This window comes from Streptomyces zaehneri, from assembly GCF_032248645.1.
Lineage (GTDB): Bacteria > Actinomycetota > Actinomycetes > Streptomycetales > Streptomycetaceae > Streptomyces > Streptomyces coriariae.
Genome location: NZ_JASTTJ010000007.1, coordinates 82037 through 103268, shown reverse-complemented (window position 1 = coordinate 103268; position 21232 = coordinate 82037). Strand labels below are relative to the sequence as shown.

The 21232-nt window shown below is 71.0% G+C and carries 21 protein-coding genes; 7 read left to right on the top strand and 14 right to left on the bottom strand.

Going from position 1 to position 21232, the window contains the following annotated elements; translation table 11 throughout:
* Positions 1-2 precede the first annotated feature (2 nt).
* From QQM72_RS13930 to QQM72_RS13920, 3 genes are all read left to right on the top strand, one after another.
* Complete coding sequence (locus QQM72_RS13930; protein ID WP_314221396.1) at positions 3-629, top strand: hypothetical protein; 627 nt, start codon at positions 3-5, stop codon at positions 627-629.
* Between the two features lie 175 nt (positions 630-804).
* Positions 805-1356: a VanZ family protein gene (locus QQM72_RS13925; protein ID WP_314221179.1), complete on the top strand. Its 552-nt coding sequence runs from the start codon at positions 805-807 to the stop codon at positions 1354-1356.
* A 128-nt stretch (positions 1357-1484) separates the two neighbouring features.
* A complete protein-coding gene (locus QQM72_RS13920; RefSeq protein ID WP_314221178.1) occupies positions 1485-1688 on the top strand; it encodes a PspC domain-containing protein in 204 nt (67 codons plus the stop codon).
* Positions 1689-1774: 86 nt separating this feature from the next.
* On the opposite strand, the gene QQM72_RS13915 is transcribed toward QQM72_RS13920, so the two are convergent.
* Both QQM72_RS13915 and QQM72_RS13910 read right to left on the bottom strand, forming a co-directional pair.
* Complete coding sequence (locus QQM72_RS13915; RefSeq protein ID WP_314221177.1) at positions 1775-2128, bottom strand: ATP-binding protein; 354 nt, start codon at positions 2126-2128, stop codon at positions 1775-1777.
* A gap of 138 nt (positions 2129-2266) precedes the next feature.
* Entirely contained in the window at positions 2267-3463 is a 1197-nt protein-coding gene (locus tag QQM72_RS13910; protein ID WP_314221176.1) for an adenosine deaminase, read from the bottom strand.
* 113 nt (positions 3464-3576) lie between these two features.
* Here QQM72_RS13910 and QQM72_RS13905 point away from each other — a divergent pair, with 113 nt between their 5' ends.
* Positions 3577-4350, top strand: coding sequence for a prolyl oligopeptidase family serine peptidase (locus QQM72_RS13905; RefSeq protein ID WP_314221175.1), 774 nt, complete (start codon positions 3577-3579; stop codon positions 4348-4350).
* Positions 4351-4360: 10 nt separating this feature from the next.
* On the opposite strand, the gene QQM72_RS13900 is transcribed toward QQM72_RS13905, so the two are convergent.
* Positions 4361-5335 carry a LysR family transcriptional regulator gene (locus tag QQM72_RS13900; RefSeq protein ID WP_314221174.1) on the bottom strand — a complete coding sequence of 325 codons (975 nt, stop codon included), beginning with the start codon at positions 5333-5335 and terminating at the stop codon, positions 4361-4363.
* Positions 5336-5398: 63 nt separating this feature from the next.
* Here QQM72_RS13900 and QQM72_RS13895 point away from each other — a divergent pair, with 63 nt between their 5' ends.
* Positions 5399-6694, top strand: coding sequence for an MFS transporter (locus QQM72_RS13895; protein WP_314221173.1), 1296 nt, complete (start codon positions 5399-5401; stop codon positions 6692-6694).
* 328 nt (positions 6695-7022) lie between these two features.
* Entirely contained in the window at positions 7023-8039 is a 1017-nt protein-coding gene (locus QQM72_RS13890) for a sigma-70 family RNA polymerase sigma factor (RefSeq protein ID WP_314221172.1), read from the top strand.
* On the opposite strand, the gene QQM72_RS13885 is transcribed toward QQM72_RS13890, so the two are convergent.
* The 9 genes from QQM72_RS13885 to QQM72_RS13845 all read right to left on the bottom strand — a co-directional run bounded on the left by QQM72_RS13885 (position 7923) and on the right by QQM72_RS13845 (position 18412).
* The gene (locus QQM72_RS13885; protein ID WP_314221171.1) at positions 7923-8309 is read right to left on the bottom strand and encodes an STAS domain-containing protein; all 387 of its coding nucleotides are present in this window, start codon (positions 8307-8309) and stop codon (positions 7923-7925) included. The genes QQM72_RS13890 and QQM72_RS13885 overlap by 117 nt on opposite strands.
* 32 nt (positions 8310-8341) lie before the next feature.
* Positions 8342-9625 carry a thymidine phosphorylase gene (locus QQM72_RS13880; RefSeq protein WP_314221395.1) on the bottom strand — a complete coding sequence of 428 codons (1284 nt, stop codon included), beginning with the start codon at positions 9623-9625 and terminating at the stop codon, positions 8342-8344.
* Between the two features lie 115 nt (positions 9626-9740).
* Positions 9741-10145: a cytidine deaminase gene (locus QQM72_RS13875; RefSeq protein WP_314221170.1), complete on the bottom strand. Its 405-nt coding sequence runs from the start codon at positions 10143-10145 to the stop codon at positions 9741-9743.
* Positions 10142-11404 carry an ABC transporter permease gene (locus QQM72_RS13870; RefSeq protein ID WP_314221169.1) on the bottom strand — a complete coding sequence of 421 codons (1263 nt, stop codon included), beginning with the start codon at positions 11402-11404 and terminating at the stop codon, positions 10142-10144. The genes QQM72_RS13875 and QQM72_RS13870 overlap by 4 nt, the downstream gene beginning before the upstream one ends.
* Positions 11404-12522, bottom strand: coding sequence for an ABC transporter permease (locus QQM72_RS13865; RefSeq protein ID WP_314221168.1), 1119 nt, complete (start codon positions 12520-12522; stop codon positions 11404-11406). Before QQM72_RS13865 ends, QQM72_RS13870 begins: the two co-directional genes overlap by 1 nt.
* Positions 12519-14222: an ATP-binding cassette domain-containing protein gene (locus QQM72_RS13860; RefSeq protein WP_399077281.1), complete on the bottom strand. Its 1704-nt coding sequence runs from the start codon at positions 14220-14222 to the stop codon at positions 12519-12521. The genes QQM72_RS13865 and QQM72_RS13860 overlap by 4 nt, the downstream gene beginning before the upstream one ends.
* A gap of 245 nt (positions 14223-14467) precedes the next feature.
* Positions 14468-15520, bottom strand: a complete 1053-nt coding sequence (locus tag QQM72_RS13855) for a BMP family lipoprotein (protein ID WP_314221167.1) — start codon at positions 15518-15520, stop codon at positions 14468-14470.
* A gap of 232 nt (positions 15521-15752) precedes the next feature.
* Positions 15753-16829: a BMP family lipoprotein gene (locus QQM72_RS13850; protein ID WP_314221166.1), complete on the bottom strand. Its 1077-nt coding sequence runs from the start codon at positions 16827-16829 to the stop codon at positions 15753-15755.
* A 290-nt stretch (positions 16830-17119) separates the two neighbouring features.
* Positions 17120-18412: an amidohydrolase gene (locus QQM72_RS13845; RefSeq protein WP_314221393.1), complete on the bottom strand. Its 1293-nt coding sequence runs from the start codon at positions 18410-18412 to the stop codon at positions 17120-17122.
* A gap of 300 nt (positions 18413-18712) precedes the next feature.
* Here QQM72_RS13845 and QQM72_RS13840 point away from each other — a divergent pair, with 300 nt between their 5' ends.
* Positions 18713-18973, top strand: a complete 261-nt coding sequence (locus QQM72_RS13840) for a hypothetical protein (protein ID WP_314221165.1) — start codon at positions 18713-18715, stop codon at positions 18971-18973.
* A 185-nt stretch (positions 18974-19158) separates the two neighbouring features.
* On the opposite strand, the gene QQM72_RS13835 is transcribed toward QQM72_RS13840, so the two are convergent.
* Together QQM72_RS13835 and QQM72_RS13830 are read right to left on the bottom strand one after the other, a co-directional pair.
* Positions 19159-20250, bottom strand: coding sequence for a hypothetical protein (locus tag QQM72_RS13835; RefSeq protein ID WP_314221164.1), 1092 nt, complete (start codon positions 20248-20250; stop codon positions 19159-19161).
* A 43-nt stretch (positions 20251-20293) separates the two neighbouring features.
* Positions 20294-21232 carry an N-acetylneuraminate synthase family protein gene (locus tag QQM72_RS13830; protein ID WP_057603054.1) on the bottom strand — a complete coding sequence of 313 codons (939 nt, stop codon included), beginning with the start codon at positions 21230-21232 and terminating at the stop codon, positions 20294-20296.

Sequence of the window (21232 nt, the reverse complement as noted above, 5' to 3'; positions counted from 1 at the left end):
CCATGCGCCGTGCGACGGTACGACGGCTGCTCGCCGTGCCCGTGCTGGCCGGCCTGGCCGGTCTGCTCGCCGGCTGCGGGATCCGGGCGACCGAGGTGCCGACCGACTTCGGGCCCGCCCCCTCCCGGGCGCGCTGCTCGCTCACCGAGCCGGACGTGACGTCACAGTCCGCACGGGCGGGCGTGCCGGTGCAGGTGTTCCTGCTGTGCGGTTCGTCGCTGGTGACCGTCGACCGGTCCGTGCGGGTGCCGGACGGCGCGGCGGACTTCGAGCGGCGGGTGCTGGTGGCACAGGGCCTGCTCGACCAGCTCGCCGAGTCGCCGTCGGCGGGCGAGAAGGAGGCCGGGTACACGACGGACGTGCGCGGCGGCATGAAGGTCGGCGGGCCCCGTGCGAAGGACCCCGACGACGCGCTGCGGCTGAGCACCCCGCCCGGCGACCTGACCTCGTACGCCCTCGCCCAGCTCGTCTGCACGTTCTCCGACTCGGCGGCGGCCGAGGGCGACGGCAAGGTGGTGCTGGGCGGCCCCGGCTCCGACCCGCTGCGCCGCTACGAGTGCACCGACGAGGTCCGCTCCCGCCCCGGCAGCACGGAGCCCCCGTCCTCGGCGGTCACCGGCAGCGGCTGACCCGCACCGGTCGTCCGGCCGGTGTGGCGGACGCCTCACGGGGCGCCCGGTGGCCGTGGTCGTCGCAGGTCACCCTCTACCGGGAGGCCGTGGCGGCCGGGCCGGGCGGGTGACTCGTGCCGGTGGCGCGGGACGAGCCGGAACCGATCGTGCCGGGGGTCGCGTCTTGGGGGGCGTGCAGCGTCAAGGCTCCATCGGCGGCAGCGCCGCGATCCGCATCCGCGCGACCGGGATTCTCCTCCTGGCCGCCCATCTCGTGTTCGTCGCCTGGGTCGCGCTGCGCCCGCTGAACGTCCCCTGGGTGGTACCGGCCAACCTCCATCCGTTCGACGGGATCCGGGCCGACCTGAGACTGGGCTGGCCCGAGGCGGCCCGGCGGATCGGCGAGGGGCTGGGGCTGCTGGCCCCGCTGGGCTTTCTGCTGCCGCTGGTGCACGGCAGGCTCAGGGTCTCGCCGCTCGCCTCCCTGATCCGTACGGTCACGGCGGGCGCCCTGCTGTCGCTGGGCATCGAGCTGTTGCAGACCGGGGTGCCCGGTCAGGTCGTGGACGTCGACTCGATGCTGCTGAACACCCTGGGCGTGGCGCTGGCGCATGTCGCGGTGGTGCCTGCGGCGCGCGCGTGGCTGCGTCGCAGGGACGAGCGCCGGGGGCGGGCCGCGATCCGTCAGGAGGAGGCCGCTCAGGGTCTTACCCCGAGGATTCCCAGGGTCGGGGTCGCACCGTAGAGCGACGCTTCGTCCCCTTCGTCACCGTAGCGTGGAAGACAGATGGAGGGGCCGCAAGGGCCGCCTCCGCCCCCCTCGCGACTTCGCTCGAGCGGGTGGGGCCCCCATCGCTCGCGAAGGAGCCGCAGATGTCCAGCCTCGCTCGCCCCACCAACGGCCGCATGATCGGCGGAGTGTGCGCCGCGCTGGCCCGGCGCTTCGGCACCTCCGCGACCACGATGCGCGTGATCTTCGTGCTCTCCTGTCTGCTGCCCGGCCCGCAGTTCCTGCTCTACATAGCGCTGTGGGTCCTGCTGCCGTCGGAGGACAAGGCGGCGCACACGGCCTGGTGACGGCCGTCCACAGCAACGCCGTCGGGGCGCGTCCGGTGTTTCCGGGTGCGCCCCGACGGCGTGTCGTGCGTGCCGGGCGGTGCCGTTCAGCCCAGCGGGATGCCGTTCACCGGCAGGCCGTGCGTCGGCAGGCCCTTGAGCGGCAGACCGCCGAGCAGACCGGCGACGGGCGCGGTGGGCCCCTCGGCGAGCAGCTTCCCGGCGACCGGCTGCGCGGCGGTCAGACCCGCGCCGAGCGCCGGCTGGGCCTGCGTCAGCACCTCACCGGCCGCGGGCAGCGCCGAGGTCAGGTTCTCCGCCGGAAGCGTCCTGGTGACACCGTCCAGGGCCTGCGTGGCGTCCGGCACGGCGGGGGCGGCGTTCGCGGCGCCCGCACCGACGGCGGCGAAGGCGGCACCGAGAGCGGCGACACCGAGGGTCTTGGCAGCAGACTGCTTCATGATGAATGCGTCCTCGAATGGGATACGGGGAACTGACCGGTTCTCGACCGTAAACACGGAGAGGGGTCGGCGGCAAACATCGAAATGCGGACGGATGGTGAACACCCGCCCGCATTCCGTTCACCCGGAAACCGCTACTCAGCCTTCCGTACCCGCAGAACCGCTGGTGGAGGCGGTCTGCTGGAACAGCCATTCGGACTTCAACTCGGAATATCCGGGCTTGATCACGTCACTGATCATGGCAAGTCGTTCATCGAAAGGAATGAATGCTGACTTCATAGCATTGACGGAGAACCACTGGAGATCGTCGAGCGTGTAGCCGAACGCCTCGACAAGGTGCTCGAATTCCCGGCTCATGCTGGTGCCGGACATCAGACGGTTGTCCGTGTTGACGGTGGCCCGGAAGTGCAGCCGGCGCAGCAGGCCGATGGGGTGTTCGGCGTAGGAGGCGGCCGCTCCGGTCTGGAGGTTGGAACTGGGGCACAGCTCCAGCGGGATGCGCTTGTCGCGGACGTAGGAGGCGAGCCGGCCGAGCTTCACACTGCCGTCGGCGGCGATCTCGATGTCGTCGATGATGCGCACCCCGTGGCCGAGCCGGTCGGCGCCGCACCACTGGAGGGCCTGCCAGATCGACGGCAGCCCGAAGGCCTCGCCGGCGTGGATGGTGAAGTGGTTGTTCTCGCGCTTCAGGTACTCGAAGGCGTCGAGGTGCCGGGTGGGCGGGAAGCCCGCCTCCGCGCCCGCGATGTCGAAGCCCACGACCCCGAGGTCCCGGTAGCGGTTGGCGAGTTCGGCGATCTCCAGGGAGCGGGCCGCGTGCCGCATGGCGGTGAGCAGCGCGCCGACGCGGATGCGGTGGCCGTTTCGCCGGGCCGTGCGCTCACCTTCCCGGAAGCCCTCGTTGACGGCCTCGACGACCTCTTCGAGGGTCAGTCCGCCGTCGAGGTGCTGTTCCGGCGCGTAGCGCACCTCGGCGTAGACGACACCGTCCTCGGCGAGGTCCTCGGCGCACTCGCGGGCGACCCGGACGAGCGCGTCGCGGGTCTGCATCACGCCGACGGTGTGCGAGAAGGTCTCCAGGTACCGTTCCAGCGAACCGGAGTCGGCGGCCTCACGGAACCAGATGCCGAGCTTGTCGGCGTCGGTCTCGGGGAGTTGGGCGATGGGGGCACCTCCCACGCCGTTAGGGCTGTGGGGGACGGCGTCCCGGGCGAGGTCGACGATCGTGCCGGGACGCAGCCCGCCGTCGAGATGGTCGTGCAGCAGAACCTTGGGTGCCCGCCGGATCTGGTCCGAGCTCGGGGTCATGCCCGCCTGGGTGCTCTGGCTCGTCATTTCCGCACTCTAACTCCTACGCGCGTAGACGGCGCGCTGTACAACTCCGCCGATACGCAACGGTGACCGCCCGGACAGGTGGAGTACAACGGCGCTTCTGACACTGTTCTGTCATGGCACAGGATGTGACGCCGGTTCGGACGGTCCGGCTGGGGAAGGCGCTCGGCCCCGCGCCGACGGCGGTGAGCGGGGTGGTGCTGCTGCTCCCGGGCGGCGAGGAGGTGTCCAGCCGGAGGCCGTCCGCCGTGTGGGCGGCCGCCTCCGTGCGGGGGCTGGGGCGCAGGCTGGCCCGGGCGGGACGCGAGGAGGGCCTCGCCGTGCACGCCGTGCACTACCGCTACCGCGGCTGGAACGGCAGCGAGGCGCATCTCGCGGCCGACGCGGCCTGGGCGGCCGACGAGGCCGTACGGCGTTACGGAGACGTCCCCGTGTGCCTGGCCGGCGTCGGCATGGGCGCGCGGGCCGCGCTGCGGTCGGGCGGCCACGAGGCCGTCAACTCCGTGCTGGCGATCGCTCCCTGGCTGCCGGAGGAGGACATGGCCGCTCCACCCGAACCGGTGAAGCAGCTGGCCGGGCGGCGGGTGCTGATCGTGCACGGCACGAACGACGAGCGCTGCGACCCCGAGCTGTCGTTCCGGCTCGCGGCACGGGCGAAGAAGGCGAACCGGGACGTGTGCCGGTTCGAGGTGCACTCCGACGGCCACGGGCTGCACCAGTACCGCGGTGAAGTCCTCGCGCTGGCCGAGGACTTCGTCATGGGCGCACTGTTCGGCCGGGCACTCTCCCGGCCGGTGGAGGACGCGCTCGCCGCCCCGCCGCCGCTGGGTCTGCGGATGCCGTTGGCCGTGGGGTTCGGCAGCTCGTTACGGCGCCCGGGCCGCCCCTGAGGCGCGGCCCTCAGTCCGGCAGCAGGTTGCCCCTCCTCGACAGCAGGAACTTCTTGAAGGCCGCCACGGGCGGGGTGTCCGGATGTCCGTCCAGCCAGGCCACGCCGATCTCGCGGGCGGCCCTCGGGGCCGTGACCGTCAGCTCCACCACTCCCGGGCGGGCCACGGCCGGCGGTGGCAGCAGCGCCACCCCCAGCCCCGCCGCCACCAGTCCGCGCAGGGTCTCCGCCTCCTCGCCCTCGAAGGCGATCCGGGGCCGGAAACCGGCCTCCTTGCAGAGGTCGTCGGTGATCCGGCGCAGGCCGTAGCCCGGTTCCAGGGTCACGAAGGTCTCGTCGGCGGCCTCGGCGAGGCGGACCCTTCGGCGGGCGGCGAGGCGGTGGTCGGCGGGGACGACCAGGCGCAGCTTCTGCTCGTCGAGGCGGCGGGCCACCAGGTCGGGGGCGTCCGGGACGGGGGAGGTCAGACAGAGGTCCAGCTCCCCCGCCCGCAGCCGTTCGAGCATCGCCTCGCCGTAGTTCTGGACCAGGCTGAAGCGGACGCGCGGGTGATCGGCGCGGAAGGCGTGGATCAGTCCGGGGACGGTCTCCGCGCCCATGGTGTGCAGGAAGCCGAAGGCGACCTTGCCGGTGGCCGCGTCGGCGTCCGCCCGGACCTCGTCGGCGCCCCGCTCGATCTCGCCGAGGGCCCGCTCGACGGAGGCGAGGAAGGTGCGCCCGGCTGGGGTGAGGGAGACCGTGCGGCCGTGCCGGGCGAACAGGTCGACGCCCAGGTCCTGTTCGAGGCGGACCATGGCCCGGGAGAGCGTCGACTGCGGGACCTGCATCTCCTGCGCGGCACGCGTGACGTGCTCGGTACGGGCGACCCCGGCGAAGTACGCGAGCCGGGGGGCGAGCGTCCTCACCATGTCCGCCGTGTCCGCCGCCATGTCTTCTGTGTCACCGGACGGTGACAGGCGAGCCGCTGACCTCTGCTGATGCACCATGGGAACGATTATGGCGATTCCATGCATTGGACGGATGAGCCGGGGTGTACGTAACTTCGAGGCATGTCTCCCGCCAGTACCGGGGCGTCCACGATCGTGGGCGCCGCGTCCTCCGCTTCCGCCTCCTCCACTCCCCCCACCTCCCTCGCCGCCGACTCCCGTCTGGCCCCCGGCGGCCCCGGCTACCGCCGGATGAGCTTCGCGCTCTTCCTCGCCGGTGTGGCCACCTTCGCCCTGCTGTACTCCACGCAGGCGCTCCTGCCGCTGATCTCCACCGACTTCGGGGGGGCGGCGAGCCAGGCGAGCTGGACGGTCGCGGCGGCGACCGGCGGACTGGCGCTGTTCGTACTCCCGATGAGCGCCCTGTCGGAGCGCTACGGGCGCCGTACGGTCATGACGGCCTCGCTGGGCGTCGCGGTCGGCGTGGGCATGCTCGTCCCGTTCGCGCCCTCGCTGGGCACGCTGGTCGTGCTGCGGGCGGTGCAGGGCGCGGCGCTGGCCGGTCTCCCGGCGTCGGCGACCGCGTATCTCGCCGAGGAGGTCAGGCCGAAGGCGCTCGTCACGGCGATCGGCCTGTTCGTGGCGGGCAACAGCGTCGGCGGGATGAGCGGCCGGGTCATCACCGGCTGGGTCGCGCAGGAGTGGGGCTGGCGGGTGGCCGTCGGGGTGATCGGCGCCCTCGCGGTGGCCTGTGCGATCGCCTTCCGGCTGCTGCTGCCGGCGCCCCGGCACTTCAAGGCGGGTTCCCTGGCGCCGCGCGTCCTGATCGGCACGGTCCGTGAGCACCTCGCCAACCCGCTGCTGTGCCGCCTGTACGCGATCGGCGCGCTGTTCATGACCGTCTTCGGCGGCGTGTACACGGTGATCGGCTACCGGCTGACCGAGGCGCCGTTCTCCCTCCCCCAGGGCATCGTCGGCTCGATCTTCCTGGTGTACCTGGTGGGCACGGTGTCGGCGTCGACGGCGGGACGGCTGGTCGGCCGCCTCGGCCGGCGCGGCGCGCTGTACCTGGCGGGCGGCACCACGGCCACCGGACTGCTGCTGTCGCTGGCGGACTCGCTGGCCGTGGTCCTGCTCGGCCTGGTCCTGATCACGGCGGGCTTCTTCGCGGGGCACGCGGTGGCCTCCTCGGCGGTCAGCAAGACGGCGACGACCGGCCGTGCCCAGGCCTCCGCCCTCTACCAGTCCGCGTACTACGTCGGCTCCAGCGCCGGTTCCACGGTCGGCGCGCTGGCCTTCCACTCGGGCGGCTGGGCCGGCACGGTCTGCGTGGGCGTCCTGGCGGTGCTCGGCGTCGTGACGATCACGGTGTTCGGGACCCGGGCGGCCCGCCGGGAGACGCTGGTCCCCGCCCACTGATCGTCCCGCGGCCGTCCCGCGGTCCTCCCCTGCCCTGGGCCGGTTGCCAGTGGTGGCGCACAGCCTCCGCGCGACGACCGGGTGGAACTGCTGGGGACGCGCCGGCGGGCGCCGCTCGGCGCGGCGGACGCGCCCGAGGTCCGTCGGCACCTGCTGATGTCCGTGAAGCAGCTGGTCCGAGAGCGCCTTCCAGGTGCCTTGCACGTGCCCACACGCCTTCCGACCGGGCCTTTGTCGACTCGGCGGGCCATTGTCAGTGGGCTGCGGTAGCTTCCGAGGTGCTGGGCGCGAAGACGCGTGACGGAACGGCCACAGGGGTGGGTGGACGATGGGCGACAGCACGGCGACGACGACCGACATCGACGTCGCACTGGAGAAGCACCGGACGGAACTGACCGGCTACTGCTACCGCATGCTCGGCTCCTCCTTCGAGGCCGAGGACGCGGTGCAGGACACCATGGTCCGCGCCTGGCGGAGTTACGCGAAGTTCGAGGGCCGCTCCAGTCTGCGCTCGTGGCTGTACCGGATCGCGACGAACGTCTGTCTGGACATGCTGACGGCCGGCAACAAGCGGGCCCGGCCGATGGACCTCTCCGAGTCCACCCCGCTCGCCCGGGCGGCGCTCTCGCCCCGCCCCGACAACACCTGGCTGGAGCCGATGCCGGACGCCCGTGTGCTGCCGACCGTGGAGGACCCGGCCGAGGCGGCGGTCGCCAAGGAGTCGGTGCGCCTCGCGTTCATGGCCGCGCTGCAACAGCTGCCGCCGAAACAGCGGGCGGTGCTGATCCTGCGGGAGGTGCTGGCGTGGAAGGCGAGTGAGGTCGCCGAGCTGCTCGACACCTCGGTCGCCTCGGTCAACAGCGCGCTCCAGCGGGCGCGCGCGACCCTGTCCGAGCGGGAGACCGCCGGCGCGGACGCGGCGGTGTCCGACCCGTTGGACGAGGAGCAGCGCAAACTGCTCGACCGCTATGTGGCGGCCTTCGAGGGCTATGACATGACGGCGCTGACGGCCCTCCTCCACGAGGACGCCATCATGACGATGCCGCCGTTCGACCTGTGGCTGACCGGCCACGACGACATCACCGGCTTCATGACCACGCTCGGCTCCGCGTGCGAGGGCTCGCGCCTGCTGCCGGTCCGGGTCAACGGCCTGCCGGGCTTCGCCCAGTACAAGCCGGACCCCGACAAGGGCGGATTCACCCCGTGGGCGATCCAGGTCCTGGAGATCTCAGACGGCCGCCTCACCGGGTTCCACTTCTACCTCGACACCCAGCGCTGGTTCCCGCTCTTCGACCTCCCCCTCCACCTCGAAGCGGAGACCGACGAGGTCGAGCAGGGCGCGTAGGGCCGGATCGGGGTCGCGCAGTCGCAGGTGTCCCCCGGCCCGCCGGGCGGCCAGCCGGAGCCGCGCCAGCAGGTCGACGGCGGTGAGCCCCGGCGGCCCGATCCCGGCGACGTCACAGACGACCACGCCGGCGCCGGTGGCCTCCATCAGCGCCCGCACGTCGTCGACGAGCCCGGTCACCCGGGGGCGGGTGACGGGGCCTGTCAGGGTGAACACGGGCGGTGTCGTCGATTCCACGATCGGTAGACCGGCGCGGGGCGCCCAACTCATCGAAGGCGGCGAACCTCCGCCGGGCGATCCGCTCAGGCGATGCGCTCCAGCACCACGGGGGACGCGGTGAAGCCGGTGCCTGCCGCACCGATGTCGTACGAGCCCGTCACCGCCTCGAGTGCGTACGCGAAGCGCTCCGGGGTGTCCGTGTGCAGGGTCAGCAGGGGCTGGCCCGCCGTGACCGTGTCGCCGGGCTTGGCGTGGAGTTCGACGCCCGCGCCCGCCTGCACCGGGTCCTCCTTGCGGGCCCGGCCCGCGCCGAGGCGCCAGGCGGCGATGCCGATGTCGTAGGCGTCGAGGCGGGTCAGGACGCCCGAGGCGCCCGCCGTCACCACGTGCTGTTCCCTCGCCGTGGGAAGCGGGGCGTCCGGGTCGCCGCCCTGGGCCGCGATCATGCGGCGCCAGACGTCCATCGCCGAGCCGTCTGCCAGCGCCTTCGCCGGGTCCGCGTCCTTCACGCCGGCCGCGTCGAGCATCTCGCGGGCGAGCGCGATCGTCAGTTCCACCACGTCCGCCGGGCCGCCGCCGGCCAGCACCTCGACCGACTCGCGGACCTCGAGGGCGTTGCCCGCCGTGAGACCGAGAGGAGTGGACATGTCCGTCAGCAGCGCGACCGTCTTCACGCCGTGGTCGGTGCCCAGGCCGACCATCGTGGAGGCCAGCTCACGCGCGTCCTCGATGGTCTTCATGAAGGCGCCGGTGCCGACCTTCACGTCGAGGACCAGGGAGCCGGTGCCCTCCGCGATCTTCTTCGACATGATCGACGAGGCGATCAGCGGAATCGCCTCCACCGTGCCCGTGACGTCCCGCAGCGCGTACAGCTTCTTGTCGGCCGGGGCCAGGCCGTCGCCCGCCGCGCAGATCACCGCGCCGGTCGTGTCCAGGACGTGCAGCATCTCCTCGTTCGACAGCAGCGCGCGCCAGCCCGGGATCGACTCCAGCTTGTCCAGGGTGCCGCCGGTGTGGCCGAGCCCCCGGCCGGAGAGCTGCGGGACCGCCGCGCCGCACGCCGCCACCAGCGGGGCCAGCGGGAGCGTGATCTTGTCGCCGACGCCGCCCGTGGAGTGCTTGTCGGCCGTCGGGCGGGACAGCGCGGAGAAGTCCATGCGCTCACCGGAAGCGATCATCGCGGCCGTCCAGCGGGCGATCTCGCGGCGGTTCATGCCGTTGAGCAGTATGGCCATGTTGAGGGCGGCCATCTGGTAGTCGGCGACCTCGCCGCCGGTGTACGCGTCGATGACCCAGTCGATCTGCTCGTCGCTGAGCTCGCCGCGGTCCCGCTTGGTGCGGATCACGGAGACCGCATCCATCGACAACTGCGTCATGGCTTTCCTTCCGGTGGTGCACCGTAGTGCGGGTGCACGGTGGTGCGGCAAGACGTTGCAGAAACCGCGCGGCCCCTCTGCGCCGGTCAGAGGGGCCGAGCGGGACTTACTTGGTGAGGTGACCCGGGCCGAAGGCCTGCGGGAGCATCTCGGCCAGCGGCAGGATCCCGGCCGGCGTCTCCAGCAGCAGCTCCGGGCCGCCGAACTCGTAGAGGAGCTGACGGCAGCGGCCGCACGGGACGAGGATCTCGCCACGGCCGTCCACGCAGGTGAAGTGCGTGAGCCGGCCGCCTCCGGTGTTCTGGAGCTCCGAGACCAGCCCGCACTCCGCGCACAGGCCGATCCCGTAGGAGGCGTTCTCGACGTTGCAGCCCGACACGATCCGGCCGTCGTCGACGAAGGCCGCCACGCCGACCGGGTAGCCGGAGTACGGGGCGTACGCCCGGGACATGGCGTCCCGGGCCACCGTGCGCAGCTTCTCCCAGTCGACCGCGGCGGCGGGCGGGGTCACTTGCCCTGCCCCTTCCGGTACGGCATGCCGTCCGCCTTGGGCATCCTGAGGGACTGGGCGGAGAGCGAGAGCACCAGCAGGGTGACGACGTACGGCGCGGCCGTCACGACCTGGCGCGGGACCTCGTCCGTGCCGAGGTACCAGACGAACATCAGGGCCGAGACCAGCGCGGTGACGACGGCGGGGACGTACTTCTTCTGCCACGCCAGGTAGGCCGCGCCGAACACGAGCACGATCGCGAGCAGCAGGATCAGCGCGTGCACGTTGGTGGTGCCGCCGCGCAGGTTGAGGCTGTCGGTGTAGCCGAACAGGCCCGCGCCGAGGGCGAGGCCGCCCGGCATCCAGTTGCCGAAGATCATCGCCGCGAGGCCGATGTAGCCGCGGCCGGCGGTCTGGCCGTCGAGGTAGACGTTCGAGGCCACGATGGACAGGAACGCGCCGCCGAGGCCGGCGAAGCCACCGCTGATGATCACGGCGATGTACTTGTACTTGTAGACGTTGACGCCGAGGGACTCGGCGGCCACCGGGTTCTCGCCGCAGGACCGCAGCCGCAGACCGAAGGCCGTCCGCCACAGCACCCACCAGGTGACCGGGACGAGGGCGACGGCGACGACGGTGAGCGGCGACAGGTCGGTGATCAGACCGCCGACCAGGCCGGCGACGTCCGAGATCAGGAACCAGTGCTTCTCGTTGAGCGTGTCCAGCCAGCTCGACAGGCCGGGTACGTCGAAGGTGCCCAGCGAGTCGATCGGCGGGGACTGCTTGGCGGAGCCGCCGTCGGCGTTCTCGAAGGTGAACTTCGACAGGTAACGGGTGGTGCCGAGGGCCAGGATGTTGATGGCCACACCCGAGACGATGTGGTTCACGTTGAAGGTGACGGTCGCGATGGCGTGCAGGACGGCGCCGAGCGCGCCGCCGATGATGCCGAAGGCGACGCCCGTCCACGGACCCCACTGGTAGCCGGCCCAGGCGCCGAACCAGGTGCCGAGGATCATCATGCCCTCGAGGCCGATGTTGACGACGCCCGCGCGTTCGGCCCACAGACCGCCGAGACCGGCGAGGCCGATCGGGACGGCGAGGCGCAGCGCCGTGGACATCTGTCCGGTGGAGGTGATGCCGTCCGCGCCGGTGATGAGGCGGACGACGGAGGTCAGCACCAGAACGCCCGCGATGATCAGCAGGAGGACCGGGAGCGAGATCTTGCGGCCGCCCTTGCCGGGCTGCTTCGCCTGCGGCTTGGCGATGGTCGTGGTGCTCATCAGACCGTCACCTCCTTCTTGGTGTTCTGGGCGGCGGCGGCGAGCTCGGCGCCGACGCGCTTCTGCTGACGGCGCAGACCCCACTGGCGTACGGCCTCGTACGAGATGACGACCGCGAAGACGATGAGGCCCTGCATGATCGTGGCGATCTCCTTCTCGTACGCCACCGGGGTCGCGTAGTCGAGGGCGGGAGACGCCTTGTCGAGGAAGGCGATCAGGAGCGCGGCGAAGGCGATGCCGACCGGGTTGTTGCGGCCGAGCAGGGCGATGGTGATGCCGGTGAAGCCGAGGCCCGTGGGGAAGCTCAGGCTGTAGGTGTGGGCGTCGCCGAGCAGCAGGGGCAGGCCGGAGAGGCCCGCGATGCCGCCGGAGATGAGCATGGCGGTCAGGACCATCTTCTTGGCGTCGACGCCGGAGGCCGCGGCGGCCGTCTCGGACTCGCCGGTGGCGCGCAGGTCGAAGCCGAAGCGGGTGCGGTTGAGGACGACCCAGTAGACGATGCCGAGCGCGATGGCGAGGAAGACCAGGCCGTAGATCTCGCCGACGTCCGCGCCGAGGTCGATGCCGGGGACCCAGCCGGAGTCCTTCATGACGCCGGTGGTGTTGTTGTTGCCGACCTGCACGCCCCAGATGTTGTCGAGGGTGAGGTAGCCGATGACGCTGGTGGCGATCGCGTTCAGCATGATCGTCGCGACGACCTCGCTGACCCCGCGGGTGACCTTCAGGACGCCCGCGATGCCGGCCCAGAAGGCGCCGGTGAGGACGCCGACCAGGAGCAGCAGCGGGATCTGGAGGAAGGACGGCAGGGCGATGTTCGCGCCGACCACGGCGGTCATCATCGCGGCGAGGCGGTACTGGCCGTCGACGCCGATGTTGAACAGGTTCATGCGGAAGCCGATGGCGACCGCGAGGGCGGCGACGTAGTACATCGAGGCCTGGTTGACGATCAGGACCTGGACGTCGGAGTAGCCGGCCTGCTCCAGCATGAGCGTGTAGGGCTCGATCGGGCTCTTGCCCGAGGCGATCAGCACGACCGAGGTCAGCAGGATCGCCGCGACGAGCGCGATGACCGGGCCGGCCACCGCGAGGAGCACGCGCTCCTTGTCGAACTTCTTCATCGGGCCTCGTCCTCCGGACCGGCAGCTTCCTCGGTGGTTTCCGCGTCGTCCGCGCGTTCTTCGTCCACGTGTTCCAGGTGACCGGACGCGGCGCCGGTCATGGCGGAGCCGAGCTCCTCCGGGGTGATGGTGGCGGGGTCGGCGTCCGCGACCAGCGTGCCGTTGTAGATCACGCGCAGGGTGTCCGACAGGCCGATGAGCTCGTCGAGGTCGGCGGAGATCAGCAGCACGGCCAGGCCCTCGCGGCGGGCCTCGCGGATGCGGTCCCAGATCTGGGCCTGGGCGCCGACGTCCACACCCCGGGTGGGGTGGGCGGCGATCAGGAACTTCGGGTTGTGGCTCATCTCGCGGCCGACGATCAGCTTCTGCTGGTTGCCGCCGGAGAGCGAGGCGGCGGTGACGTCGATGCCGGGGGTGCGGACGTCGAACTCCTCGACGATCCGGCGGGTGTCGGCCTGGGCGCCCTTGATGTTCAGCCAGAAGCCCTTGGCGTTGGGCGTCTCGGTGACATGGCCGAGGATGCGGTTCTCCCAGAGGGGCGCCTCCAGGAGCAGGCCCTGACGGTGGCGGTCCTCGGGGATGTAGCCGACGCCGGACTCGCGCCGCTTGCGCGTGTTCCAGGGGGTGATGTCCTCGCCGAGGAAGGAGATGGTGCCGGAGTCGGCGTTCTTGGTGCCGATCAGCGCGTCGATCAGCTCGGTCTGGCCGTTGCCCTCGACGCCGGCGATGCCCATGACCTCACCGGCGTGGATGGTGAAGCTGACGTCGTCGAGGGCCTTCTTGACCTCGCCGCCGAGAGCGACCTCGGGCGAGATCATGCCGCTGGCCCCGCCGGTCGTGGGTTCCGCCTCGACGCCCAGGGAGGCGCCGCCGCTGGCGTACACGGTGAGGTTGGCGACCTGGATGACGGGCTTGTCGGTGACCGTGGACTCGGCGGTCTCCGGGGTGGGCAGCTCGCTGCCGACCATCATCTCGGCGAGCTGGCGCGGGGTCGTCTCGGCGGGGACGGCCGTGCCGACGGTCGTACCGCGCCGGATGACCGTGATCTCGTCGGCGACGGACAGCACCTCGCCCAGCTTGTGGGAGATGAAGATGACGGACAGGCCCTCGGACTTCAGCTCGCGCAGGTTGTCGAAGAGCGCGTCGACCTCCTGCGGGACGAGCACGGCGGTCGGCTCGTCGAGGATGAGGGTCTTGGCGCCGCGGAAGAGGACCTTGAGGATCTCCACGCGCTGGCGGTCGGCGACACCGAGGTCCTCGACCAGGGAGTCGGGGCGCACGCCGAGTCCGTAGCGGTCGGAGATCTCCTTGATCTTCTTACGGGCGTTGCCACCGATGCCGTACAGCTTCTCGCTGCCCAGCACCACGTTCTCCAGGACGGTCAGGTTGTCGGCCAGCATGAAGTGCTGGTGGACCATGCCGATGCCGCGTGCGATGGCGTCGGCGGGGCTGGAGAAGCTCACCTGCTCGCCGCCGATCGCGATGGTGCCCTCGTCCGGCTTCTGCATGCCGTAGAGGATCTTCATCAGGGTCGACTTGCCGGCGCCGTTCTCGCCGACGAGGGCGTGCACGGTGCCTTTGCGGACGGCGAGGTGGATGTCGTGGTTGGCGACGACACCGGGGAAGCGCTTGGTGATCCCCGCCAGCTCTACCGCGATCGTCGACTGTGCGGTGAGCGGAGGGCTGCTGGACGCGTCGATGGCGCACTCTCCTTGGGAAAGGGGCCGCTCTACGCGCGTAGCGCCCCTGCTTTAAATAGTGCCCGGATCAGGTCGATCCTGAATGATCTTGATAGCCGCCATGCGGCATCCCGATCAGGTCTCGATCCGTTCCGAGCATTCTGCCGCGCGAACGGGGCGCGGGGAGGACATCCTTCCCGCGCCCGGTTCCGTGGCCGTAACGCTGCCATTACAGCGCTCCATTGGCCAAGGCCTCTGACAGAAGGTCAGGAGGTCTTCACCGTGATGGTGCCGTTCTTGATGCCCTCTTCGGCCTTCTTGATCGCGTCCTGGATCGCGGTGTTGCTCGCGAAGGCCGGGTTGGAGTCCGACACGCTCACGCCGCCGTTCTCGAGGCTGCCGCGGACGACACCGGTCGCAGGCTTGCCGTCCTTGACGGACTTGGCCAGCGTGTAGACCGCGCCCTCGACGTTCTTCATCGCCGAGGTGAGGATCGAGTCCTTGTACGCCTTCAGCGCGTCCTGCTTGTACTGGTCGGAGTCGACGCCGATGGCCCAGACCTTGTGGGCGTTGGCGGCCTTGATGACACCCTGACCGGACAGACCGGCGGCGGCGTAGACGACGTCCGCACCGGCGTCGATCTGGCCCTCGGCGGCGCTCTCACCCTTGTCGGGGCTGGAGAAGCCGCCCTCGGCGGCGGTCTCGGTCAGGTACTGCGACTTGACCGTGACGCCCTTCTTGGTGTCCTGGACGCCCTGCTTGAAGCCGGCCTCGAACTTGTGGATCAGCGGGACGTCCACGCCACCGACGAAACCGACGGTGTTGGTCTTGGTGGCCTTGGCGGCGGCGACACCGGCGAGGTAGGAGGCCTGCTCCTCGTGGAAGACGAGGTCGGCGACGTTGTCGGCCTTGATCTGCTCGTCGTCGACGATGCCGAAGGTGGTCTTCGGGTACTTGGCCGCGACCTCCTTGACGGCCGGCGCGTAGGCGAAGCCGACGCCGATCACCGGGTTGTAGCCCTGCTTGGCAAGGCTCTCCAGGCGCTGCACCTTGTCCGCGTCGGACTCGCCGTCCTGCGGCTCGACCGCGGTGGACTTGTAGCCGAACTCCTTGTCGGCCTTGTCCAGGCCGGCCGTGGCGGCGTCGTTGAAGGACTGGTCGCCCTTGCCGCCGACGTCGTACGCGAGCGCGAGGCCCAGGTTCTTGTCGCTGCTGTTGGAGGAGGAGGACGACGTGGAGGAGCTTCCGCAAGCGGAAACGGTCACGGCGAGAGCTGCGGTGGCAACACCCGCAACCGCGATTCGGGACACCCGGCGCATGGAACTTGACTCCTTTGTGCAAGCGCCCAAACCAGGCGCTGGTTCCGCCGCAGCGTAACGCGCGTAGACCAGACGGAAAAACCCTTCTGTCCGGTCCGTTACCGACCTGTGGCCACAGTTGCGGTCAAGGTTACGGACAGCAGTACGCCCCTTGCGGGAGGCAAGGGGCGTATGGGCTGCAAGGACGCTCGGAAGGGCGTAGCCGGAGCCGGTCGGAACGGGTTTCGGGCCGTTACTTGGTGTTTACCGTGATCTTGCCGTCGATGATGTCCTGCTTGGCCTTGTCGACGGCCGCGACGACGTCCGTCATCGCCTTGTACTTCGGGTTGGTGTCGGCGAATCCGACACCGTCGTTGGAGAGGCTGCCGCGGACCACGCCGGACAGCGGCTTGCCCGCGTGGACGGACTTCACGAGGTCGTAGACGGCGCCGCCGACGTTCTTCAGCGCCGAGCCGAGGATGTAGTCCTTGTAGGCCGCCAGCGCGCTCTGGCTGTACTGGTCGGAGTCGACGCCGATGGCCCAGACCTTCTTGGCCGCGGCCTCGGTGATCACACCCTGACCGGAGAGACCGGCCGCGTGGTAGATGACGTCGGCGCCCGCCTCGATCTGACCGCTCGCCGCGTCCTTGCCCTTGTCGGGGCTGGAGAAGCCGCCCTCCTGGGCGGTCTCGGTCAGGTACTGCGACTCGACCTTGATGTTCGGGTCGACCGACTTGGCGCCCTGGACGTAACCGGCCTCGAACTTGTGGATCAGCGGGATGTCCACGCCGCCGATGAAGCCGATGTGCGCCTTCTTGCTGGCCTTGGCGGCGGCGACGCCGGCCAGGTACGAGGCCTGCTCCTCGTGGAAGACCATGTCGGCGACGTTCTTCGCCTGGATCTGCTCGTCGTCGATGATCCCGAAGGTGATCTTCGGGAACTTGGCGGCGACCTCCTTGACGGCCGGCGCGTAGGCGAAGCCGACGCCGATCACCGGGTTGTAGCCGGCCTGGGCGAGCTGGGTCAGGCGCTGCACCTTGTCCGCGTCGGACTCGCCGTCCTGCGGCTCGATGTCCTGGCCGCCGATCTTGAATTCCTTCTCGGCCTTCTGGAAACCGGCGTAGGCGGCGTCGTTGAAGGACTGGTCGCCCTTGCCGCCGATGTCGTACGCGAGGCCGATGCCCTTGCCCGAGTAGCCGCCGCTGCTGGATTCCGAGTCGCTCGACTTGGAGTCGGTGCTGGACTTCCCGCAGCCGGCGGCGGCGAGCGCGACGACCGCGACGGTCACCGCGGCCCGGGAGAATCTCGTCCTCCGAGATATCGAACGCATAGCAAGCACCCCTTCATCCCCACGGCGCCGTGACCGGCCCGCTTCCCCTTGGTGGCGCCGTTCAGGAGGGGCTCCCCAACAAGCCTTTCCCGGTGGCGATTCCGGCGCACAGTAACGCGCGTAGAAGCGGAGGGGAACGGGGTTTCTCCGGGCCGTTATCGATTCGTGCCGACGCGGGGTTACAAGAGCGTCCCCGGGGTTACGGGTCGGTGACACAAGGGGACGAAGGGGCGCCTTTCCGGCACCCCTTCGTCCAGGTTCCCTCGCCGGCTTCCCTCGCCGGGATTCCCTCAGTGAGCGCGGGTCGCCGCGTCGAGCAGCGCGGCCGCCGTGAAGAGCTCCACGCCTACGGTGATCGCCGACTCGTCCGCGTCGAAGTCGCCCTGGTGCAGATCGCGCACCGTGCGCTCGCCGGGCGGGCGGACCCCGAGCCGGGCCATCGCGCCGGGCACCCGCTCGAGGTACCAGGAGAAGTCCTCGCCGCCGAGGCTCTGTTCGGTGCTCTCCACGGCGCTCTCGCCGCGCCGGGCGACCATGGCGTCCCGCAGCAGCCCGGCGACCTCGCCGTCGTTGACGACGGGCGGGACACCCCGCACGTAGTTGATCTCCGACTTGGCCCGGTGCAGGTTGGCGACCTCGTCGATCGCCGCGACGACGATGTCCGGGGCCTGCCGCCACGCCTCGATGTCCAGGCAGCGGACGGTCCCGGAGAGCTCCGCGTGCTGCGGGATCACGTTCGGCGCGTGGCCGCTCTCGATCCGGCCCCAGGTGACGGCCAGCCCGGCCCGGGTGTCGACGCGACGGCCGACCAGCGCGGGCACGTCGGTGACGACCCGCGCGACGGCGGTCACGAGGTCGGTGGTGAGGTGCGGGCGGGCGGTGTGGCCGCCGGGCCCGTCCAGCGAGATCTCCAGCCGGTCGCAGGCGGAGGTGATGGCACCCTCGCGCAGCCCGACCCTGCCCGCGTCGACCCGCGGGTCGCAGTGCACGGCGATGATCCGCCCTACGCCGTCCAGCGCCCCGCCCTCGATGGCGTCGGCGGCACCGCCGGGCAGCACCTCCTCGGCGGGCTGGAAGATCAGCCGCACGGGCCGCGGGAGCCGGCCCTGCCGGTGCAGTTCGGCGAGGACGAGTCCGGCGCCGAGGACGACGGTGGTGTGCACGTCGTGCCCGCAGGCGTGCGCGCGGTCCGGCACCGTGGAGCGGTACGCGCACTCGGTCTTCGTGTCCGGGATGGGCAGCGCGTCGATGTCGGCGCGCATCGCGAGGACGGGCACCCCGTCGGCCCCGGCGCCCGCCACGCCCCCTCCGCCCACGGTCCCGATGTCACAGATGAGGCCGGTCCCTACGGCGAGTACGCGCGGCTTGAGCCCCGCCTTCTCTAGGCGGGCCTTGATCGCGGCCGTCGTACGGAACTCCTGGTTGCCGAGCTCGGGGTGCATGTGCATGTCGCGGCGGAAGGCCACGAGCTCTGCGCGCAGCGCCTCCGGCAAGGTGCCGGGAAGGGCGCCGGGCAGCGCACCCGGAAGTGCGCCGGGGAGCACGTCTTCCCCTGACGGATCGGCCTCGGACTCTCGGGACATCAGTTGCTTCACCCTCTGAAGGGTAGGACGCCGGGGCGGTCAACTGACCCGATCAACAAAATTTCAACCCGTTAGGCGAAGAAAAGTTGGCCGCGCGGCGCATGGCTGCTGTGGTGGATGGGTAAACTTGCCGGCTTTCGGTCGGCACCCACACTTCTTCCTTCCTTTCACGATTGCACGGACCACTCGAGGCACGCTGGGTTTGTCCACTTACCGGGACCGATCCCGGAATCATCACCTCCGTGCGGCGATCGCGCCACGCTGGGCGACGACGCGGGGCCGGCCGGGCACGCTGACCTCATGGAGACGATGACGTGCGGGTGCGGCGAGGACCGGATACCCGGGATCCTGGCGCGGGGCGTGGTGGCGCTGACACTGGCCGGGCCGGCGTTGGCGGCCCTCGCGGCCTGTGTGCTCGTGGTCGTCCTGTGGGCGGTCACCCGGTGGCGTGACGGGGCGCGCGCCGAACGCGAGGAAAGCTTCTTCGACGGGTTCGGCCGTTGGGAGGAGGAAGGGGCGGCAGAGGTGGAGCCGCCGCCCGTACGGGGCGGCGGCTCGTAGGCGGCCTGGTTGCCGGGTGGCTCGCAGGCGGCCTGGTTGCCGGGTGGCTCGCAGGCGGCCTGGTTGCCGGGCGGCTCGCGGGCGGCCTGGTTGCCGGGTGGCTCGCAGGCGGCCTGGTTGCCGGGTGGCTCGTAGGCGGCCTGGTTGCCGGGTGGCTCGCGGGCGGCCTGGTTCCCGGCCCCGCCTCAGACCACGCTCACCGCTGCCAGCCGGTGGACGTCCTTGGCCGTGCCCGTCACCCCGGACAGGAACCCCTGGGCTCTGGGCGAGGCGTGGTCCGTCAGCCAGGCCGGGTCGATGTCGCAGACCGCGACCCGCACGTCCGTGCCGGACAGGGCCAGCGGCAGGGTGTGGACGACCGTGGAGGGGAAGCTGAGGACGGTCCGGCCGATGGGGCCGCGGCGGGCGATCAGTTCCAGCGGGAGGTCCGGGCGGACCACCTCCAGTCCCGTCTCGACGGCGAGCCGGTGGAGTTTCTCCGTGCTCTCCCGGCGATGGGCGAAGTAGCGGGTCGCGCCGTGGGCCCCGGCCAGCGTCCGGACCGCCTCCACATAGCGGTCGGCGTCCACCACGCCGGTCTCCACCAGCGAGGTGCCGACCATGTCCGCGCTCTTCGTCACCCGCGGCGGGCCGAAGCGGTCGCGGGTCCAGGCGAAGACGTTGGACGTGATCGTGACGCCGTCGGGCGCGTCCTTCATCGGCATGGAGGAGAAGACCTCGACCCCGCGGTCCGGGCCGGGGGTCAGCCGGCGGCGGGCCGCGGCGGACACCGGGGCGAAGAGCACGTCGCGGGGGGCCGCGCGGCCGCCCTTGCGGTGCCAGCGGACGAGGCGTTCGCCACGGGCCAGCTGGCCCACGAACTCCATCGTCGCCGTCCCGTCGTCCACCACGACCAGCTCGCTCGCCCTGGTGATGGTCAGCAGCAGCTGGACGTAGCGCGAGAACGGGTCGCCCATCACCATCCGTTCCGCGCGCCGCAGCAGCGGCGTGAGGCCGCCGATGGTGCGGAAGGGCGCCGTGGTGCCGCCGCGGGCCTCCTCCCAGCGGACCGTGTGCCCTTCCCGGCGGGCCAGCTCGGCCATGCGGCGCAGCTGGCCGCGGGTCATCGGGTCGGTCGGGGACAGGACGACGAGGGTCAGCCCCGCGCCGGGCTCCTCACGCGGGTGGAGTTCCCGGGCGTGCGCCCACTCCAGGACGTTCAGGAGCTGCACCGGACTCTCGACGAAGGCGAGGGTGCGGGGGGTGTGGCCGGTGTTGTTCCCGGCGCGAGGACTCATCGTCGGACGACCATCCCGTAGGGCACTCGGAGGGGTATTCAGGTCACACCGCGACCGGTTCGCCCGCCGCCGCCGCGATCTCCGCCTCCGCGACGACGCCCGAGACGCGGCGCAGCTTCTTCATGGGGCCGAGCTCGGAGTCGTAGACCTTCTTGACGCCGTCGCCGAGGGAGGCCTCGATGGTGCGGATGTCACGGACGAGGCGGGTGAGGCCGCCCGGCTCGACGGAGGCGGCCTGGTCGGAGCCCCACATCGCGCGGTCGAGGGTGATGTGGCGCTCGACGAAGGCGGCGCCGAGCGCGACCGCGGCGAGGGTGGTCTGCAGGCCGGTCTCGTGGCCGGAGTAGCCGATCGGGACGTTCGGGTACTCCTTCTCCAGCGTGTTGATCACGCGGAGGTTGAGCTCCTCGGCCTTCGCCGGGTAGGTCGAGGTGGCGTGGCACATGAGGATGTTGTCGCTGCCGAGGACCTCGACCGCGTGGCGGATCTGGCGCGGCGTCGACATGCCGGTGGAGAGGATGACGGCACGGTTGGTGGAGCGCAGGGCGCGCAGCAGCTCGTCGTCCGTCAGCGAGGCGGACGCCACCTTGTGCGCGGGGACGTCGAACTTCTCCAGGAAGGCGACCGCCTCGGTGTCCCACGGGGACGCGAACCAGGCGATGCCCTTCTCCTTGCAGTACTCGTCGATCTGCCGGTACTCGTCCTCGCCGAACTCGACGCGGTGGCGGTAGTCGATGTAGGTCATCCGGCCCCAGGGGGTGTCGCGCTCGATGTCCCACTGGTCGCGCGGGGTGCAGATCTCGGGGGTGCGCTTCTGGAACTTCACGGCGTCGCAGCCGGCCTCGGCGGCCGCGTCGATCAGCTTGAAGGCGTTCTCGAGCTCGCCGTTGTGGTTGATGCCGATCTCGCCGCAGATGTAGACGGGCCTGCCGGGACCGACCTCGCGGGAACCGAAGGCGCGCAGACGGGAGTTGGTGCTCAT

What these genes read in the sequence shown, in the direction of transcription:
- QQM72_RS13845 (WP_314221393.1), bottom strand. Translation starts at nt 18,412, where the DNA reads ATGTCCCGAGAGTCCGAGGCCGATCCGTCAGGGGAAGACGTGCTCCCC.
- QQM72_RS13895 (WP_314221173.1), top strand. Translation starts at nt 5,399, where the DNA reads ATGTCTCCCGCCAGTACCGGGGCGTCCACGATCGTGGGCGCCGCGTCC.
- QQM72_RS13840 (WP_314221165.1), top strand. Translation starts at nt 18,713, where the DNA reads ATGGAGACGATGACGTGCGGGTGCGGCGAGGACCGGATACCCGGGATC.
- QQM72_RS13900 (WP_314221174.1), bottom strand. Translation starts at nt 5,335, where the DNA reads ATGGTGCATCAGCAGAGGTCAGCGGCTCGCCTGTCACCGTCCGGTGAC.
- QQM72_RS13905 (WP_314221175.1), top strand. Translation starts at nt 3,577, where the DNA reads ATGGCACAGGATGTGACGCCGGTTCGGACGGTCCGGCTGGGGAAGGCG.
- QQM72_RS13890 (WP_314221172.1), top strand. Translation starts at nt 7,023, where the DNA reads ATGGGCGACAGCACGGCGACGACGACCGACATCGACGTCGCACTGGAG.
- QQM72_RS13870 (WP_314221169.1), bottom strand. Translation starts at nt 11,404, where the DNA reads ATGAGCACCACGACCATCGCCAAGCCGCAGGCGAAGCAGCCCGGCAAG.
- QQM72_RS13830 (WP_057603054.1), bottom strand. Translation starts at nt 21,232, where the DNA reads ATGAGCACCAACTCCCGTCTGCGCGCCTTCGGTTCCCGCGAGGTCGGT.
- QQM72_RS13835 (WP_314221164.1), bottom strand. Translation starts at nt 20,250, where the DNA reads ATGAGTCCTCGCGCCGGGAACAACACCGGCCACACCCCCCGCACCCTC.
- QQM72_RS13855 (WP_314221167.1), bottom strand. Translation starts at nt 15,520, where the DNA reads ATGCGCCGGGTGTCCCGAATCGCGGTTGCGGGTGTTGCCACCGCAGCT.
- QQM72_RS13885 (WP_314221171.1), bottom strand. Translation starts at nt 8,309, where the DNA reads ATGAGTTGGGCGCCCCGCGCCGGTCTACCGATCGTGGAATCGACGACA.
- QQM72_RS13930 (WP_314221396.1), top strand. Translation starts at nt 3, where the DNA reads ATGCGCCGTGCGACGGTACGACGGCTGCTCGCCGTGCCCGTGCTGGCC.
- QQM72_RS13850 (WP_314221166.1), bottom strand. Translation starts at nt 16,829, where the DNA reads ATGCGTTCGATATCTCGGAGGACGAGATTCTCCCGGGCCGCGGTGACC.
- QQM72_RS13865 (WP_314221168.1), bottom strand. Translation starts at nt 12,522, where the DNA reads ATGAAGAAGTTCGACAAGGAGCGCGTGCTCCTCGCGGTGGCCGGCCCG.
- QQM72_RS13915 (WP_314221177.1), bottom strand. Translation starts at nt 2,128, where the DNA reads ATGAAGCAGTCTGCTGCCAAGACCCTCGGTGTCGCCGCTCTCGGTGCC.
- QQM72_RS13910 (WP_314221176.1), bottom strand. Translation starts at nt 3,463, where the DNA reads ATGACGAGCCAGAGCACCCAGGCGGGCATGACCCCGAGCTCGGACCAG.
- QQM72_RS13920 (WP_314221178.1), top strand. Translation starts at nt 1,485, where the DNA reads ATGTCCAGCCTCGCTCGCCCCACCAACGGCCGCATGATCGGCGGAGTG.